This is a genomic window from Oceaniglobus roseus (genome assembly GCF_002869745.1).
Taxonomy (GTDB): domain Bacteria; phylum Pseudomonadota; class Alphaproteobacteria; order Rhodobacterales; family Rhodobacteraceae; genus Oceaniglobus; species Oceaniglobus roseus.
Map to the genome: position 1 here is coordinate 47,546 of NZ_PNOS01000014.1, position 16,145 is coordinate 63,690.

General features: G+C 67.8%; 17 protein-coding genes. 4 read left to right on the top strand and 13 right to left on the bottom strand.

Features of this window, described 5'->3' with window-relative positions:
• Positions 1-18: 18 nt before the first annotated feature.
• From A7B20_RS09020 to A7B20_RS09050, 7 genes are all read right to left on the bottom strand, one after another.
• Entirely contained in the window at positions 19-339 is a 321-nt protein-coding gene (locus A7B20_RS09020; RefSeq protein ID WP_102108245.1) for a GFA family protein, read from the bottom strand.
• 10 nt (positions 340-349) lie between these two features.
• Entirely contained in the window at positions 350-1,495 is a 1,146-nt protein-coding gene (locus tag A7B20_RS09025; protein ID WP_102108246.1) for an SPFH domain-containing protein, read from the bottom strand.
• Positions 1,496-1,859: 364 nt separating this feature from the next.
• Positions 1,860-2,825, bottom strand: coding sequence for a DUF2927 domain-containing protein (locus A7B20_RS09030; RefSeq protein ID WP_102108247.1), 966 nt, complete (start codon positions 2,823-2,825; stop codon positions 1,860-1,862).
• A 3-nt stretch (positions 2,826-2,828) separates the two neighbouring features.
• Positions 2,829-4,013 carry a toxic anion resistance protein gene (locus A7B20_RS09035; RefSeq protein WP_102108248.1) on the bottom strand — a complete coding sequence of 395 codons (1,185 nt, stop codon included), beginning with the start codon at positions 4,011-4,013 and terminating at the stop codon, positions 2,829-2,831.
• Positions 4,014-4,043: 30 nt separating this feature from the next.
• Complete coding sequence (locus A7B20_RS09040; RefSeq protein ID WP_102108249.1) at positions 4,044-4,940, bottom strand: 5-bromo-4-chloroindolyl phosphate hydrolysis family protein; 897 nt, start codon at positions 4,938-4,940, stop codon at positions 4,044-4,046.
• A gap of 1 nt (position 4,941) precedes the next feature.
• Entirely contained in the window at positions 4,942-5,145 is a 204-nt protein-coding gene (locus A7B20_RS09045) for a hypothetical protein (protein WP_102108250.1), read from the bottom strand.
• 180 nt (positions 5,146-5,325) lie between these two features.
• Positions 5,326-6,171 (bottom strand): pseudouridine synthase, encoded by an 846-nt coding sequence (locus A7B20_RS09050; RefSeq protein WP_102108251.1) that lies wholly within the window; start codon positions 6,169-6,171, stop codon positions 5,326-5,328.
• 140 nt (positions 6,172-6,311) lie between these two features.
• Between A7B20_RS09050 and A7B20_RS09055 the strand changes: the two genes are divergently transcribed.
• Positions 6,312-7,250, top strand: coding sequence for an NAD(P)-dependent oxidoreductase (locus A7B20_RS09055; protein WP_102108252.1), 939 nt, complete (start codon positions 6,312-6,314; stop codon positions 7,248-7,250).
• 62 nt (positions 7,251-7,312) lie between these two features.
• The gene (locus A7B20_RS09060; RefSeq protein WP_172960982.1) at positions 7,313-7,783 is read left to right on the top strand and encodes a hypothetical protein; all 471 of its coding nucleotides are present in this window, start codon (positions 7,313-7,315) and stop codon (positions 7,781-7,783) included.
• Positions 7,784-7,788: 5 nt separating this feature from the next.
• Here the strand turns inward: A7B20_RS09060 and A7B20_RS09065 are convergent, their stop codons facing one another.
• From A7B20_RS09065 to A7B20_RS09090, 6 genes are all read right to left on the bottom strand, one after another.
• Entirely contained in the window at positions 7,789-8,442 is a 654-nt protein-coding gene (locus A7B20_RS09065) for a TadE/TadG family type IV pilus assembly protein (protein ID WP_102108254.1), read from the bottom strand.
• A complete protein-coding gene (locus A7B20_RS09070) occupies positions 8,439-8,921 on the bottom strand; it encodes a TadE/TadG family type IV pilus assembly protein (protein ID WP_157937636.1) in 483 nt (160 codons plus the stop codon). The genes A7B20_RS09065 and A7B20_RS09070 overlap by 4 nt, the downstream gene beginning before the upstream one ends.
• A gap of 50 nt (positions 8,922-8,971) precedes the next feature.
• Positions 8,972-10,498 carry a pilus assembly protein TadG-related protein gene (locus tag A7B20_RS09075; RefSeq protein ID WP_172960983.1) on the bottom strand — a complete coding sequence of 509 codons (1,527 nt, stop codon included), beginning with the start codon at positions 10,496-10,498 and terminating at the stop codon, positions 8,972-8,974.
• 280 nt (positions 10,499-10,778) lie between these two features.
• Complete coding sequence (locus A7B20_RS09080) at positions 10,779-11,336, bottom strand: TadE/TadG family type IV pilus assembly protein (protein ID WP_102108257.1); 558 nt, start codon at positions 11,334-11,336, stop codon at positions 10,779-10,781.
• Between the two features lie 13 nt (positions 11,337-11,349).
• A complete protein-coding gene (locus A7B20_RS09085; RefSeq protein WP_102108258.1) occupies positions 11,350-11,892 on the bottom strand; it encodes a TadE/TadG family type IV pilus assembly protein in 543 nt (180 codons plus the stop codon).
• Positions 11,889-13,643, bottom strand: coding sequence for a Tad domain-containing protein (locus A7B20_RS09090; protein WP_172960984.1), 1,755 nt, complete (start codon positions 13,641-13,643; stop codon positions 11,889-11,891). Before A7B20_RS09090 ends, A7B20_RS09085 begins: the two co-directional genes overlap by 4 nt.
• A 342-nt stretch (positions 13,644-13,985) precedes the next feature.
• Between A7B20_RS09090 and A7B20_RS09095 the strand changes: the two genes are divergently transcribed.
• Both A7B20_RS09095 and A7B20_RS09100 read left to right on the top strand, forming a co-directional pair.
• Positions 13,986-15,419, top strand: a complete 1,434-nt coding sequence (locus tag A7B20_RS09095; RefSeq protein WP_102108260.1) for a Glu/Leu/Phe/Val family dehydrogenase — start codon at positions 13,986-13,988, stop codon at positions 15,417-15,419.
• Positions 15,420-15,501: 82 nt separating this feature from the next.
• Entirely contained in the window at positions 15,502-16,092 is a 591-nt protein-coding gene (locus A7B20_RS09100; protein WP_102108261.1) for a DUF6151 family protein, read from the top strand.
• Positions 16,093-16,145: the final 53 nt, after the last annotated feature.

The following is a 16,145-nucleotide window of genomic DNA, read 5'->3' on the forward strand; positions in this document are numbered from 1 at the left end:
GCCGGGGCGGGCGCGCTGTCACGGACCCTCGGCGACGACCGGGACGGCGGCATAGAGGGACGGGTCGAGGTTGGCCAGGTTCACCCCTGCGCGGTCGAGACCGGTGTTCGGCAGCCAGTGCGTGACCGCGCCGCAGACGAGACAGCGGTGGAACTCGATCCGGCGGCTGGCGCGGAGGTAGACCTGGGTCTCGCCGGTCACGGTCACGCTCGACCGCCTGTAATATCCCCAGCGGGCGCCGATCCGCTGGCACCAGCCGCAGGGGCAGGCGTTGACCTCGTCCGGCAGGCCGGGCGCGGTCACGGTGACGGCGCCGCAGTCGCAGGTGACGGTCAGCACTCCGGTTCCCTCACGCGCCGGGGGGCGGGGGCGGCGGCATGACGGTGAAGAGCTGCGCCAGCTCCGTCACCTCGCCCGCCCGTTTCCAGCCGTCCTGGCCTTGCGTCCAGACGTGGGTCTCCCGCGTCAGGCTGCCGTCGGTCACCATGCGCCCGAGGGCCGCCTTCGAGAACGGACCCCGCGTCGCGCCGTTCTCGGCGATGTGCCAGACATGCTCGACCGGCGGCGGCGGCGGCGGGGGCGGCGCGGCCATGCCGGATGCGGCCGCCGGGGCGGGGGCCGCGGGCGCCGCACGGGGGCCCCAGGGGCCCGCGTTCGCCATCTGCCCGCCCATCGCCATGCCAAGCCCGGCGCCCATCCCCGTCGCCATGGCCGAACCGGCGGCGCTGTCGGCATTGCCGAGCGCCTCGGCCGCCTGGAACTGGGTATAGCGGTTCAGGTCGCCCACCACCCCCATTGAGGTGCGCCGGTCCATCGCCGCCTCGACCGCCGGGGGCAGCGAGATGTTCTCGATGTAGAGCTCGGGGATCACCAGCCCGTAGGCGGCGATGGTCTCGGAGATCTTTCCGGCGACGAGCTTCCCCAGGTCCTCGGTGTTCGCCGCCATGTCGAGCACGGGAATCCCGCTCGTCGCCAGCACGCGCGAGAACTCCTGCACGATGATGTTGCGGATCTGGAAGCTGATCTCGTCCATCGTGAACTCGCCGTCGGTGCCCACGATCTCGGTCAGGAACCGACCCGGATCGCTGACCTTGACGCTGTAGGTGCCGAAGGCGCGCACCCGCGTCGGCCCGAACTCGGGGTCGCGCAGCATGATTGGGTTCTTGGTCCCCCACTTCAGGTCCGCGAACCGGGTGGTGTTGACGAAGTAGATCTCGGACTTGAAGGGCGAGCGGAAGCCGTGGTCCCAGTGCTGGAGCGTCGTCAGGATCGGCATGTTGTTCGTCTCGAGCATGTAGAGCCCGGGGGTGAACACGTCGGCCAGTTGCCCCTCGTGGACGAAGACGGCGGCCTGCCCCTCGCGCACCGTCAGCTTGGCGCCATACTTTATCTCGTGGCCGTAGCGCTCGAACCGCCAGACCATGGTGTCGCGGGTGTCGTCGGTCCAGTGGATGACGTCGATGAACTGTCCGGAGAGGAAATCGAAGATCGACATCTCAGCAACCTCCCCGCCTGAACGTCCCCGCGCCCCCGGCGCGGCCCGGGAAGGTTCGCAGATCGTCTCTCATGGCTGTCTCCCACTGTCGCCCGACCCGCCCCGAAGGCCGGATCCTGCCCTGCCTTATAGCCCGTCGCGCCTGTCCCTGCCATCCGGTTTCCCGGACGCCCCGCGCGTGCCATCGCCCCCGACGCGGGGCGCCATTTTTCTTCAGAAAAATGGTCCGGTTTCCTTGAGGAAACCGGCACCCGCGCCCGAAAGACGGCGCGGCGGCCGGGGCGATGCGGGCCGCACGACTGGGGCGGGGCCGTTTTCCTGAAGGAAAACGGACCGGTTTCCTCAAGGAAACCGGCCCCCGGCCTCAGCTGTCGCCGCCCAGAAGCTCCGCCGCGATCTCCTCGGCCACCGGGCGCGCTTCCTCCTCGCTCATGCCGACCCGCATCCGCGGGTCGTAGAGCATCTTCAGCATCAGCTCGTCCTGCGTCGTCAGCAGCGCGAACTCCTCGTCGTCGTTGAAGATCGAGGGTCGCGCCGAGGGGCTGTCGTTCGGCAGGCCCAGACCCTGCGCCAGCTCCTCGTGGATGCAGGAAAGCCGCAGCAGGTCGGGGTTCTCGGCGCGGATGAAGGCCACCGCGCTGGAATAGGCGCCGTCGCTGCCCGCCCGGGCGAAGACCACGCAGTAGTCGCGCTGCGGCAGCTCGGTGATGGTGCGCACGTCGGCCTCCGACAGGCCCGGCAGGCGCGTGCGCAGCACCGGGGCCAGCGCGCGCCGCTCGTCCTCGTTCATCACGAAGACGTGGAAGTTGCCGCCCCGCCCGACCTCGCTGATCGGCAGGCCGGTCACGCGCGACAGGCGCGCGGCATAGGCGGTGATCGCCGCGCGGTCCGCGGAGCGGATGCGGTTCGGCACCGTCTCGCCGAAATCCACCTGCATCCGCACCGGCGTCTCCCAGCGGCGCAGGACCGAGGGCGTGGTCCGCGCCACCAGCCCGCCGCCGACCCGCGCGTACTCGTCGTAGAGCGCGATCTTCAGGAAGTTCTCGACCAGCTGCCGCCGCCCGTAGGGCGTGTCGCGGCCGCCGCCGTCCTTGCGCAGCAGGCCCTGGGACAGAAGCCCCTTCTCGACCCGCGCATAGTACTTCTCGAGCACGAGGCTGTCCGACGAGCGCACCTCGGGCGGCGCCTCCGGCTTCGGCGGCGGGGCGGGCTGGAGGTTTTCCGGGCGGGCAGGGGGACGCGGCACCGGCGTCACCGGCTTCGCCACCTCGCAGCCCGCCACCGCGACGCCCAGCGTCAGGACCGCCGCCGCCCTCGACCAGCGCACCATGGTTCAGCCTTTCGAAAGCGTGCCGGAGCCCGCGCCGTCGCTGCGGGACCGGGCGGCGGCGAGGGTCGACTTCAGCTCCGCCTCCATCGTCTTCAGATCCTGCTCGGCCGCGGCGCGCCGCGCCTTGCCCTCGTCGGCGATCTGCAGGCTCTCCTCGATCGTGGCGATCAGGTCGGCATTAGCTGCCTTCACCGCCTCGATGTCGAAAACGCCGCGTTCCATCTCGGCGCGCACGGTGCGGTTCGCGTCGCGCAGCTTCTTCGCGTTGGCCCGCAGAAGCTCGTTCGTCAGGTCGTTCGCGCCCTTCACCGCCTCCGCCGCCTCGCGGCTCCGCTGGATGGTCACCGCCTGCGCCAGCTGCGTCTCCCACAGGGGCACGGTGTTCACGAGGGTCGAGTTGATCTTCGTCACCAGCGACTTGTCGTTCTCCTGCACCAGCCGGATCGAGGGCAGCGACTGCATCGTGACCTGCCGCGTCAGCTTCAGGTCGTGCACCCGCCGTTCCAGGTCGTCCCGCGCCGCACGCAGGTCGCGCAGCTCCTGCGCCTCCATCACCCCCTCGGGATCGGCGGCGGCGGCGACCTCGGCCTCCTTCGCGGGAATCGTGTCGGCATCGAGCCGCCGGAGCTTCTCCTCTCCCGCCGCGATGTAGAGCGCGAGCTCGTCGTAGAAGGCCAGCGTCTTGTCATAGAGCATGTCGAGCGACTTGATGTCCTTCAGGAGCCTGTGCTCGTGCTCCAGCAGGTTGCCGGTGATCCGGTCGATCTGCGCCTGCACGTCCTCGTATCGCGCCACGAACTTCGCCATCGGCGCGGCGCGGCCCAGAAGCTTCTCCCACCAGGACCGGTCGCGGCGCACGTCCAGCTCGGAGATCGAGAAGCCCTTGATCGTCGAGACGATGTCGCGCAGCGAATCCCCCGCCGGGCCCACGTCCTTGTTCCGGACGTCCGCCAGCATCGCCTGGCTGATCGTCTGCAACTCGGCCTGGGCCGCGGCGCCGAAGCCGACGATCGAGTTGGTGTCGGAGATGTCGATCTCCGCCACCCGCTTCTCGATCTCGGCGGCGACGGCGGGTTCCGCCTGTTCCAGCGGCACGACATCGGCCTTCGGTTCGGGCAGGATCACGGCGGCGGTCTCCTCCACCTCGGGGGTCTTCTCGGCGGCCTTGTGGCTGACGGTCTTGGACATGGGCGAACGCTCCGGGTTGAATCGCTTGAACTATTCTGCGGCGCGGGTGCGCACGCCTTCCTGCGCCAGGCGGTCGCGCAGCACCTCGATCTCGACGTCGAGGTCGGTGCGGTCCTCCACCAGCAGCTTCTCCATCCGCTGGGTGAATCCCTGCTCGAGATCCTTCAGCAGGGCAAAATAATCCTGCCGCGCCTTCGCGTCCTGGCTGCGGGAATAGAGGTCGGCGAACTTCACCGTCGCGTCCTTCGCGCCCAGAAGATAGACGCCGAGGTACTTGCGCGCGCCGGTCAGGTCGCGCGGATCCTCCTCGACCTGGCGGCACATCCTGCGCGCGGTGAGCTGGAACCGCTCGACCCGCGCCACCGCCTCGCGGTCCTTCGCGCGCAGGATCGCATCGTGCATCTCGCGCAGGTGCGCCTCGGCCTCGTCCACCACGGCCGCCACCCGGTCGGCCTGGAAGCTGTCGACCCCCTCGGCGCCCTTGTCTCGCAGCGGATCTGCCCCGAAGGCGAGGAAATGCAGCCCGGCCCCCAGCACCGCGAAGATCGCGGGCGCGACCGGATCGCCGCCCAGCCCCGCGACGGCCAGGCCGAGCCCGGTCAGCACGCTCGCAAAGATCTTCCGCGGGATCGCCGGGCGCTTGGCGACGCTGCGCGCCGCGTAGGCTTCCTGCGCCAGCACGCCCTGCTTCGTCAGGTAGGCCGCGCCCATCAGGATGCCGAAGGCGACGAGGTTCAGCGCCAGCCCCACCGGCTCCTTCGCAAAGGCGAGCGGCAGCAGCGGGAAGGGGGCGATGAACAGCGCGTTGATCCGCCCGCCCGCGGCGCTGCGCCGCCTGCCTTCCCAGCCGGACGCACCGGACGCGGGACGCGGCGCCGCCTCCGGCGCACCGCCGGGGCTGTGCTTTCCGCCGTAGCGCTGCGCCATCTCAGGCGCCTCCCCAGATCGCGACGTAGAAGATCAGCGCGCAGAGCAGCACGAAGGACAGTTTCTGCATGAACCCGTTTCCCAAGTCATCCGTATGCACCCGGTCGCGCCCTGCGCGCGCCGTGGCCGACACGGCCCGGGTGACGCCCCAGGCCCCGTAGGCCAGCACCGCCAGCGCAAACGCCACGATCACAAATCTCGCCATCGGAGCCGCCCCCGTTCTTCCCGTGCCACGTTAATCCAAGCCGCCGGTGCTGCCCAGAGCATCGGCGGCGGCGCGCCGATGTCCGACGTGCCCCTGTGGAGATAACGGCGCAGGGTGCGGTTTTGAACGTGCCCGACACGAAAAAGCCGACGCCGTTGCCGCCCGGGCGCTGCCGTGGCGTCAGCGCTTCGGCCGGGCAGGGCCGTCGCCCTTGCGCTCGGGGCGGCGGGCGGGGCGCTGTGCGGCGCGCCCTTCGCCCGGGCGGCTGCGCTTCGGCTTCAGCCGCTCGGCGCCGCCTTCGCCCAGCTGGTCGCGCAGCACCCGCGCCTTGACCTCCTCCACCGCGCCGGGCTTAAGGTCGTTCAGCCGGAACGGCCCGTAACTGACCCGGATCAGCCGCGACACCGGCAGGCCGATCGACTCCATCGCGCGGCGGATCTCGCGGTTCCTGCCCTCGCGGATCCCCACCGTCAGCCAGGCGTTCGCCCCCTGCTGGCGGTCGAGCGTCACCTCCATCGGCTGGAACTTCTCGCCTTCCAGCACCAGCCCCCGGCGCAGCGGCGCGAAGGACTCGTCCCTGGGATAGCCGTTGACCCGCACCCGGTACTTCCTGAGCCAGCCGGTCGAGGGCAGCTCCAGCCGCCGCTTCAGCGCCCCGTCGTTGGTCAGCAGCAGCAGGCCCTCGGAGGTGATGTCGAGCCGGCCGACCGACATCACCCGCGGCAGCTCGGGCGGCAGGTTGTCGAACACCGTCTCGCGGCCCTTCTCGTCGCTCGCCGTCGTCACCAGACCCGCGGGCTTGTGATAGAGCCAGAGCCGCGCCGGTTCCGGTTCTTCCACCGGCTTGCCGTCCACGGTGATCCGGTCCGACGGCGTGACGTTCAGGGCGGGGCTGCTGATCGACTTGCCGTTGACCGTGACCCGGCCGTCCTCGATCATCCGCTCCGCCTCGCGGCGCGAGGCGACGCCGGCGCGGGCCAGGACCTTGGCGATGCGCTCGCCGGGCGGGGTGGGGGTGTCGCTCATGTCCCTGCTCTAGCGTGCCGCGGCCTCCGGGGGAAGGGCATCGCGCGGCACGTCGCACTTTGCGTCGCCCCATGTCGCTTCTGGTGGCGACGGACCCCGCGGCCCGTGCCCTGACTGGCCGCGACAGGGGAGGACAGCGCATGAAGGTCGGTTTCATCGGGCTTGGCAACGTGGGCGGGAAGCTCGCCGGGAGCCTTCTGCGCAACGGCATCGACCTCGTGGTGCACGACCTCGATCCCCACCTCGTGGAAGGCTTCACCGCCCGCGGTGCCGCGGCCGGGGGCAATCCGGCGGCGATGATGGCGGCCTGCGACGTCGTCATCACCTGCCTCCCGAGCCCCGCCGCCTCGGCCGTGGTGGTCGAGGACATGCTGCCCCAGGTCGGCCCCGGCAAGATCTGGCTGGAGATGTCCACCACCGACGAGGCCGAGGTGAAGCGCCTCGGCGCGAAGATCGCCGAGCGGGGCGGGCAGGCGGCCGACTGCCCGGTCTCGGGCGGCTGCCACCGCGCCGACACCGGCAACATCGCGATCCTCGCGGGCTGCGACCGCGCGACCTTCGAGACGGTGCTGCCGCTCCTCACCATCATGGGCCGCAGGATCCTGCACACCGGGCCGATCGGCAGCGCCTCGATCCTGAAGGTCATCACCAACTACCTCGCCACCGCCAACCTCGTCTCCGTGACCGAGGCGCTGACCGTCGCGGGCGGGGCGGGGATGGACCTGCGCACCGCCTACCACGCCATCGCCATCTCCTCGGGCACCTCCTTCGTGCACGAGACCGAAGGCCAGGTGATCCTCAACGGCTCGCGCGACATCTCCTTCACCATGGACCTCGTGAAGAAGGACATCGGCCTGTTCCAGGCCGTCGCAGACCGCGCGGGCGTGCCGCTGGAGCTGAACCCGCTCCTGATCTCGATCTTCGACGACGGCATCGCCCGCTTCGGTCCGCGCGAGCTGTCGCCGAACATCATCAAGCGGCTGGAAGAGGCCACCGGCCTCGACATCCGCGCGCCGGGATTCCCCCCCGAGATGACCGACACCGAGCCGGAGGAGCGCGGCGCCGAAGTCGTGCTCTGACCGGCTCGATTTCTGCCGGCAGGCAGGCTAGGAGGGCGCGATCCGTGCAGAGGAGCGCGCCCGTGTCCGACGTCATCGCCATCATCGCCCCATCGACCCCGCGCCGCGCCTTCGGCACCGGCGCGCTGGCCCTGCTGGGGCTGGTCCTGCTCTGGATCGCCGCCACCACCGCGCCGACGCTGCCGTGGCGGCTGGGGCTCCTGGCCTTCGGGGCCGTCGCGCTGTTCGGCGCGGTGCGGATGTGGCAGGCGACGTCCCGCCGGCTGGAACTGACCGAGCACGAGCTGCGCGAAAGCACCGGCCGGGTGCTGGCCCGGGTCGAGGACATGAGGGGCGTCGACCGCGGCGTGTTTGCCTTCAAGCCCTCGAACGGCTTCGTTCTGGTGCTGGACACGCCCGCACCCCGGGCCTGGGCGCCGGGGCTGTGGTGGCGCATCGGACGGCGCGTGGGCGTGGGCGGCGTGACCTCGGGCACCGAGGCGAAGGTGATGGCCGAGCTCCTGGCGACGCGCATCGCCGCGCGCCGCGGCTGACCCCGTCAGCTGTCGGTGCCCTTCGCCAGCAGGTCGAGCCCCCCGTAGTTGTAGCTGTTGCCGTCGTCGTGGTTGCCGTCGTTGATGTAGTCGCCCGGATTGCTATCCGACCACAGCAGTTGCGGCACGAAGCGCGGCGAGGTGATGACGCGGTTGAAGAACTCGGACTTGCCGAGGCCGACGTTGAAGGGCGGCTCGTACTTCAGCCAGGTCTCGACGATGATCGCACTGTCGGCATTGGCCAGCGCCGGGATGCTGGGCGCCATCGCCTGCATGTCGCTCTGCTGCAACTGCGGATGCCCGACGCCGCGCACCTGCGACCAGACCAGCTGGTAGGTGTTGTTCGGTTCATCCCAGTACACGACCGACACGCGGACCGTGGTGGGATGCTGCGCCGCCGTCAGGAATTCGTAGAACCGGCCGATCCCGGTGATGAACTTGCCGTCCACCGGATTCCACTGCCGGGTCAGCAGATCGCTGATCGTGTAGGTGGCCCGCAGGTTCAGTGTCTGGGTGCGATAGCTGTCGACGAAGGTGTAGGTCGCGAGCATGCCCCAGATCAGGATCGGCAGGATCAGGACCGTCTCGATGGAATAGCTCCCGTCGGTATTCTTCCGGAAACGGCGGAGTGTTCTGCGGATCTTGCCGGGCTGTTTCATGTCGGTTCATTCACGAAGAAGGTGGATGCGATCAGACGATAGCCGCCGCCCGCGGCCACGGGCAGGATCTTGCCCAGGCCGGTGTTCGGGAAGATCGGATCGTGCAGCACGCAGAAGCGCAGCAGCATCGCCTCGTTCTTGGCCCCCGAGTGGTAGTTGACGACCGGATTGAGCGCCTGGGTGCGGTCCACGCACTGAACCGAGCCCTCGGAGTAGATGAAGTCGCGGGGATCCACCGGACCCATCTCCAGCATGATGTCGTCGAGACAGTTCGAGATCAGCAACACCTCGTCGCAGACGGCGGCCTTCAGGGCCTCCGGATCCCTGTAGGCGGGATTGCCGAGCCGCAGCTCGCGCACCGCGATGTCCATGGCGCGTTCCAGCATGGCCTGACGCAGCTGGATCAGACCCATCTCGGCCGACATCATGAAGAAGCCCATCATGATCGGAAACATCAGCGCGAATTCGATCGAGGCCACGCCCGACTCGCATCCGGCGAAACGGCGAAGGCGGAGGAAGATTCGCTTCGTCACTGGATCAGCCTCAGCTGGTTGATTGTGCTGGCGATGGCCGAGAAGGCATATACGATGTCCTGGCCGTCCACGTCGAAATAGTGGTTGGGAGAGGAGGCGCACTGCTTCATCAGGATCGCGTTCTGCTCCTCCACCTCGAAGGCGACGCTGAACACCAGGATCCCCTCGTCCTTGGCGGCCTGGCAGATGGCCTTCATCCGGTTGTCCTTGGTCTGCGGATCCACATAGGAATAGGGCGCGCCGAACCAGCTGTAATAGGTGTTGGAATTGTTGTACTGGCGGTACCAGTTGTAATAGGCGTTGTAGCCCAGCGACGCCGCCGACCAGAGCTCCTGGTAGGACAGCTGGTGCGAATAGGAATCGCCGCCGTCGCGGGCGCTCTCCCAGCGGTCGGTGCGCGCGATGTACCACGGTTCGTAGTAGCGGCCGTCGCGGTCGGTGTCGCGGTACTCCTGCGCGTCCACCGAGAAGCGCCAGGTGCCGTCGCTGTTCTGGCGGCCCCAGACGTCGCTCATCCCCGAATTGTAGTTGTCGTTCAGCGTGTACTGCGCGGTGTTCTCGCCGTCGGTCATCACCACCAGCACCTTCATGCTGTTCGGCCGGTTGAAGGCATAGGGCCGTCCGCGGAAGGTCTCGGCGACCTTGCCCGCGTCGATCAGCTTGTCGGTGAGGTTCTGGAACGACGGGTCCAGCATGGCGGCGCCCCACTTCAGGCCCACGTCGATCGAGGTGTTCCCGTCCGCGGTCAGCGCGTCGATCTGGTCCAGCAGCTTCTGCTTGTCCTGGGTGATCGGCTGCGCCTGGGCGGGGGCATCGGTGCGGCACACCGGCGAGGCGGGCGGGCTGGTGCGGGTCCAGGGATCGAAATGGCCGGTCTGGTGGCGGGTGCTGCCCGGCACGCCCGTCGAGCTGAAGTCGCTGGTCTGGAAGTCCACGCAGTTCGAATAGGGGTTGCGGAAGCTCAGGTTCATGTTGTCGGTGACGGTCCTGCCGACGTTGACCTGGGTCGAATAGGGCACGATCGAGATCGACACCTCGCCGTCCGTCGAGGCCGACCGCTCTTCCGACAGCACCGTGTTCACGAAGCTCTTCGCGGCGTTCTTCATGTTGCCGAGGCGCCCGGCGCTGTTCATCGAGCCCGAGACGTCCAGCACGAGGGAGATCTCGATGTCGCTGATGTCCTCGCGGGCCGTGCCGCGGGCGAAGGCCGACAGGCTGTCGACGCCGACGGAGTTGACGAACATGGTCGCCACGCTCTGCGAGGAGGTCGCCGTGACGGTGCGGGAATTCAGGTTCTCGACCACGTTCACGGTGTTCAGTTCGTCCTCGAGCCCGGCCTTCTTGAAGTAGTCGCGCACGACCGATTCGGGATCGAGCTTCTGGTCCAGGTCGGCGGCGGCCAGCACCGCCGTGTCCACCGTGTTCTGGAGCCTCAGGCGTTCGAACTCGCTGCGCATCAGGTCGACCGAGATGCCGCCGATGAGGAGAATGGCCATGAACAGGTAGAGTCCGAACACGATCATCGAACCGTCTTCGTCCCGTCCGAACCTCGAAAATGGTGCCCACGGGGTCATCCTCGCCCCGTGACGCGCCCGTTCCGCCCCCGCGCACGTCCTGAACTTCATCCCTGCCGTCCCGCTGTAACGATCGCCGGTCGGAATCGCCGGCCAGAAACCTCTAGGGGGGGTCTGCGTCGTTATTGAGGCACCAACGTGGCAGTTGCCAAAAATTTGCGGGTATCGAAACGATAACGGCCCCCTGGGGACAGGAGGCCGTCTGGCCGGTCCGGCGGAATGCGCGGGATCAGGTGATCGAACCGCTCCCGTCGTCCCACTTCAATTGCGGTGAATAACGCGGAGACGTCACGACGAAATTGTAGAATGTCGTTTCGGACAATCCCATCACGAATGGCGGGCGGTAATCCATCCAGGTTTCCACGACGATGATGGAATCGCCATTCGCGGTGATCGGCAGCCGTGGCGTGACCGTGGCGGCATCGGCGTCGCTCAATGCGGCGTGGCTGCCGCGGCTTTGCGACCAGACCAGGTCGAAGTCCGTTTCGTCCGCGTTGTACTTGAAGACCGAAACACGCAGGGAAATCTGATAGGGGCGATTGATGAGAAACGTCAGCAGCCGGTCGGTGCCGTCGATGAAGGACGCATTGACCGGATCCGTTTCCCGCGACAGCACGTCGCCGATGGTGTGGGCGGCCTTGATGTTCACGTTGGCCAGGCGAAGTCCGTCGAAATAGCTGAAGAATGCGAGAACCCCCCAGGCCAGCATCGGCAGCAGGAGGATCGTCTCGACGGAATAGCTGCCTTCGCTGTTGCGAAGGAAACGGCGCAGGGGGGTCTTGAACATCGAAGTGTGCCTTTCAGGGCTCGTTCACGAAGGCCGAGGTGGAGATGGCGGCATATTGCCCGGCGGCGTCCTTGGGCATCATCAGCCCGAGGCCCGTGGTCGGGAAGATCGGGCTGGCCTTGAAGCAGGCGCGCACCAGCATCAGCTCGCTCGGCTGGCCGGGGATGTAGCGGGTGATCGGCTTGATCTCGTCGCTGCGGTCGACACATTCGGCGTCCGCGCTGATCGTGGTCCAGCTGCTGCGCGGCACCGCCCTGAGCTCGACCATGACGCTGTTCATGCAGTCGGGCAGCAGCAGCGCCTGGTCGCAGATCATCTGCTTGATCTGCTCGTGGGTCGGCGGCGTCGAGGGCGACAGGCGCACCGCGCGCGTGGCGATGTCCGTGCCGCGCTCCAGCATGACGTGACGCAGGTTCAGAAGGCCCGCCTCGGCCCCCGACATCATCATCCAGACCACCGGGGTGACGAGGATGATGAACTCGATGGTCGGGCCGCCGTCCTCGTTCCGGGTGAAGCGGCGGAAGGGGCGGGCGAGGGCGTTCAGCAGGCGCTTCATTGGGTAAGCCTCAGCTTGGTGATCGAGTTGGCGATCTGGTCGAACGCCTGCTCCAGATCGTTGCCGACGACGCGGATGAAATAGTTGGGCGTGCTCGCGCAGCGGCTCATCACGTTGGCCGAGTGATCCGTCACCTCGAAGCCGATGGTGAAGATCGTCGCGCCCTTCGTGCGCAGCTGGTCGCAGAGCGTCAGCTGGCGGCTGTCCTTGACGTTGCCGTACACGGGGGTCCAGACGTCGCTGTAGAACTGGTTCATCCGCCAGTTGGAGTTCCAGCGCGCCCGCACCCAGTAATAGGCGAAGTGGCGCACCGACATCTCGTTCCAGAGACTGGAATAGTCCAGCTGCACCGGCGCGATGTTGATCGGGGTCAGCGCCGCGATCAGCGCCGCCTTGTTCGCCGCGCGGGCGGTGGCGGTGCCTCCGGTCACCACGTTCAGCTCCGACAGGGTCTTGCCCACGGGGTCGTTGGTGAAGCTGCGGCCGATCTCGATGTCCTTGTCCAGCCCGGTCAGAGCCTTGGGTATCCAGAAGCCCGGGGTCCAGTACTTCTCGCCCCATTTGCCGTCGCCGTCCTCGTCGCCCACTTCCGGCGTGTACCAGGAATAGAACCGCATCGGCAGCAACGGCACCGGCTGCCAGCGCCAGACGCCCGAGGGGCCGGTCTCGTAGGCCGGGTTGATCTCGTCCTGCTCGGTGTTGATGCCGTCGGTCAGCACCACGATGTATTTCTGCGTGTTGTCGCGGCCCCAGGCATAGGGACGGTCGCGATAGGCGCTGTCCACCTGGCCGCTGTCGATCAGCGCGCTGGTCAGCCCCTGCGCGCTGGGGTCGAGGAAGGCCGCGCCCCACTTCAGCCCGATCTCGATCGAGGTGTTGCCGTTGGCCGTCATCGCGTCGATGCGGTTCTTGATCTCGGCGGGGTCGTTCATCACCGGGCGCACGACCAGCTCGTTCTCCGACCGGCAGACGTAGAGTCGCGGCTGCTGGTCATAGTACCACTGGTCGAACGAGGCCGCCTGGTCATAGGCGTTGCCCCCACGGATGTCGGTGCCGCCGAAGTCGGCGTCCTTGAACGACAGGCAGTGCGAGAAATCGTGCTTCTTGGTGACGTTCAGCGCGTCCATGATCACCGGCCCCGCGTTGACGTGGGTCGAGTAGGGCACGAGGTTCACCGTGATCCGCTCGGGCGCGGTGCCGGAATAGATCTTGTCGATGAACCGCTTGGCCGCCGATTTCAGATCGGCAAGCTTGGACGCGCTGCCGACGGCCGAGCTGGGTTCGTTCATCGAGTTCGAGACGTCGAGGACCAGCGAGATCTCGATGTCGTTGATCACCTCCGTGGCGGCCGAGACCGAATGCGGCGTCAGGGTGTCGACGCCGCTGTAATTCATGAAGTTCATGAACATCGTCTTCTGCAGCTTCTCCGTCTGGATCGACACCGACCGTGCGTTCGCATTGCTGCTGACGTTCACGGACTTGACGTAGTCGCCCATGCCCTCCTTCTCGAAATAGCTGGCGACCACGTCCTCGGGGGGCAGCGTCTGGTCCAGGTCGGCGGCGGCCAGGGCCGCGCGGTCGCCGAGGTTCTGCAGCCGGGTGCGGTTGTTCTCGAACACCATGATGTCGATCGAGAGCCCCGCGACCAGAACCATGGTGATGAAGAAGAACAGCGCCAGGATCGTCATCGACCCGTCGTCGCGATTGAGGAAACCGGAAAGCCTTCCGCGGTCGGCCTGTCTGATATCCATCGGATCACCCTGACTGCCCCATTTGAGGCGAAGTTTCATACAAGTTTCAGCTTTGGGATCCGGAGAGGCGCCCCGAATGTGGCGCGATTGAGGCAGGCAATCCGTCACGCGGGGTTTGGCGGCGTACCCGGAGACAGCCCGTCGCCGGGGCCGGAATTGTCGAGCTACGGGCAACAGGAGCAAAACCGCTTTTCAATTTAAGGTTGCGGCGCATCCCCGGCATCTTCCTGAGCGCGAACGAATCGATCGCGCGAGGTGGTCGCGCGGAACGAGGCGTGATTTAAGTCGAATCGTGGCAGGATCGGGGCCTTTCCGATCCCGCGCCTTGCTAGGGAGGGCAGGATGACGAACCAGCACCGGGAACCGAGTTTCCGCGAGTCCGTGGATCTGATGTTCAACAGGGCGGTCGCCCTGATGGACCTGAGCCCGGGCCTCGAAGAGAAGATCCGTGTCTGCAACGCGACCTACACGGTGCGCTTCGGGGTGCGGCTGCGCGGCGGCATCCAGACCTTCACCGGCTACCGCTCGGTCCATTCCGAGCACATGGAGCCCGTCAAGGGCGGCATCCGCTTCTCCCTCGGCGTCAGCCAGGACGAGGTCGAGGCGCTGGCGGCGCTGATGACCTACAAGTGCGCGCTGGTCGAAACCCCCTTCGGCGGCTCCAAGGGCGGCCTCTGCATCGACCCCCGCGCCTATGACGAGGACGAGCTGGAGCGGATCACCCGCCGCTTCGCCTACGAGCTGATCAAGCGCGACCTCATCAATCCCAGCCAGAACGTCCCGGCCCCCGACATGGGCACGGGCGAGCGCGAGATGGCCTGGATCGCCGACCAGTACGCTCGGATGAACACCACCGACATCAACGCCCGCGCCTGCGTCACCGGCAAGCCGATCAACGGCGGCGGCATCCAGGGCCGGGTCGAGGCGACGGGGCGCGGCGTGCAGTACGCGCTGCGCGAGTTCTTCCGCCACCCGGGCGACGTGGCCCGCGCGAAGCTCTCGGGCAAGCTCGACGGCAAGCGGATCATCGTGCAGGGCCTCGGCAACGTCGGCTACCACGCCGCCAAGTTCCTCTCCGAGGAGGATGGCGCCCGCATCGTCGCGATCATCGAACGCGACGGCGCCCTGACCTCGAACACCGGGCTGGATGTCGAGGACGTGCGCGCCTGGATCGCCGGTCACGGCGGCGTGCAGGGCTATCCCAACGCCACCTACACCGAGAACGGCGCGGCGGTGCTGGAAGCCGAGTGCGACATCCTGATCCCCGCGGCGCTCGAAGGGGTCATCAACCTCGACAACGCGGCCCGCATCCAGGCGCCGCTGGTGGTCGAGGCGGCGAACGGACCGGTCACGGCGGGCGCCGACGAGATCCTGCGCCAGAAGGGCACGGTGATCGTCCCCGACATGTTCGCCAACGCGGGCGGCGTCACCGTCTCGTATTTCGAATGGGTCAAGAACCTGTCGCACATCCGCTTCGGCCGGATGCAGCGCCGCCAGGAGGAATCGCGCCACGAGCTGCTGATCGACGAGCTGGAGCGCCTGTCCCGCGATCGCGACCTCGGCTGGACCCTCTCGCCCGGCTTCAAGGAGAAGTACCTCCGCGGGGCAGGGGAGCTGGAGCTGGTGCGCTCGGGCCTAGACGACACCATGCGCGCCGCCTACCAGGCGATGCAGGAGGTCTGGCACGAACGCGAGGGCGTCGACGACCTGAGGACCGCTGCCTATCTCGTCTCGATCGGCCGCGTCGCCGCCTCCTACCGCGCCAAGGGCCTCTGAGGGCGCACTACAGCGCCGATTGCGCGGCCCCCGCCCGCAACGCTACTCTCTCCGGTGTCTTCCCGCACCGGAGAGAGTCGCCATGCCGAGGGATCTTGCCTTTTCCTGCCGCTGCGGCAGCCTTGCGGGCGTGCTGCACGACGCCTCTCCGCGAAGCGGCTGCCACCTGATCTGCTACTGCGCCGACTGCCGCGCCTTCGCCCGCCACATGGGCGTCGCCGACAGGCTGACGCCCGGCGGGGGAAGCCAGCTGTTCCAGGCGCTGCCGGCGAAGATCGGGATCACGAAGGGCGCCGAACTCGTCGCCTGCCTGCGCCTGTCGCCCAAGGGCCTGCACCGCTGGTACGCCGCCTGCTGCAACACGCCGCTCGCCAACACCGTCGGCACGCCGAAGGTCCCGCTCGCGGGCCTCTGGGTGCCCCTGTTCGCCGATCCCGCCGCCCTCGGACCCGTCGTCACCCTGGGCTTCACGAAGATGGCCCTGAAGGAACCCGGCGCCCCGAAAAAGGACAGGGGACTCGTGCGGATGCTGGGCGGTCTCCTGATGCGCTCCGCCGCGTCCTACGCCGACGGAACCGCCCGGATCTCCCCCTTCTTCACCGCCGACGGCACGCCGGTGGTCGCCCCGAAGGTGATCGACCCCGCCGCGAAGGCCGCCGCCTACGCCGCCTGAAGTGCCGGTGCAGACCCGACATCCGATGTCGCAAACGGCGATGGAAGCGCCCC

Excerpts from the sequence above, each read along its gene's own strand:
- A7B20_RS09025 (WP_102108246.1), bottom strand. The coding sequence starts at position 1,495 with ATGTCGATCTTCGATTTCCTCTCCGGACAGTTCATCGACGTCATCCAC.
- A7B20_RS09030 (WP_102108247.1), bottom strand. The coding sequence starts at position 2,825 with ATGGTGCGCTGGTCGAGGGCGGCGGCGGTCCTGACGCTGGGCGTCGCG.
- A7B20_RS09035 (WP_102108248.1), bottom strand. The coding sequence starts at position 4,013 with ATGTCCAAGACCGTCAGCCACAAGGCCGCCGAGAAGACCCCCGAGGTG.
- A7B20_RS09040 (WP_102108249.1), bottom strand. The coding sequence starts at position 4,940 with ATGGCGCAGCGCTACGGCGGAAAGCACAGCCCCGGCGGTGCGCCGGAG.
- A7B20_RS09045 (WP_102108250.1), bottom strand. The coding sequence starts at position 5,145 with ATGGCGAGATTTGTGATCGTGGCGTTTGCGCTGGCGGTGCTGGCCTAC.
- A7B20_RS09050 (WP_102108251.1), bottom strand. The coding sequence starts at position 6,171 with ATGAGCGACACCCCCACCCCGCCCGGCGAGCGCATCGCCAAGGTCCTG.
- A7B20_RS09055 (WP_102108252.1), top strand. The coding sequence starts at position 6,312 with ATGAAGGTCGGTTTCATCGGGCTTGGCAACGTGGGCGGGAAGCTCGCC.
- A7B20_RS09065 (WP_102108254.1), bottom strand. The coding sequence starts at position 8,442 with ATGAAACAGCCCGGCAAGATCCGCAGAACACTCCGCCGTTTCCGGAAG.
- A7B20_RS09075 (WP_172960983.1), bottom strand. The coding sequence starts at position 10,498 with ATGATCGTGTTCGGACTCTACCTGTTCATGGCCATTCTCCTCATCGGC.
- A7B20_RS09080 (WP_102108257.1), bottom strand. The coding sequence starts at position 11,336 with ATGTTCAAGACCCCCCTGCGCCGTTTCCTTCGCAACAGCGAAGGCAGC.
- A7B20_RS09085 (WP_102108258.1), bottom strand. The coding sequence starts at position 11,892 with ATGAAGCGCCTGCTGAACGCCCTCGCCCGCCCCTTCCGCCGCTTCACC.
- A7B20_RS09090 (WP_172960984.1), bottom strand. The coding sequence starts at position 13,643 with ATGGATATCAGACAGGCCGACCGCGGAAGGCTTTCCGGTTTCCTCAAT.
- A7B20_RS09095 (WP_102108260.1), top strand. The coding sequence starts at position 13,986 with ATGACGAACCAGCACCGGGAACCGAGTTTCCGCGAGTCCGTGGATCTG.
- A7B20_RS09100 (WP_102108261.1), top strand. The coding sequence starts at position 15,502 with ATGCCGAGGGATCTTGCCTTTTCCTGCCGCTGCGGCAGCCTTGCGGGC.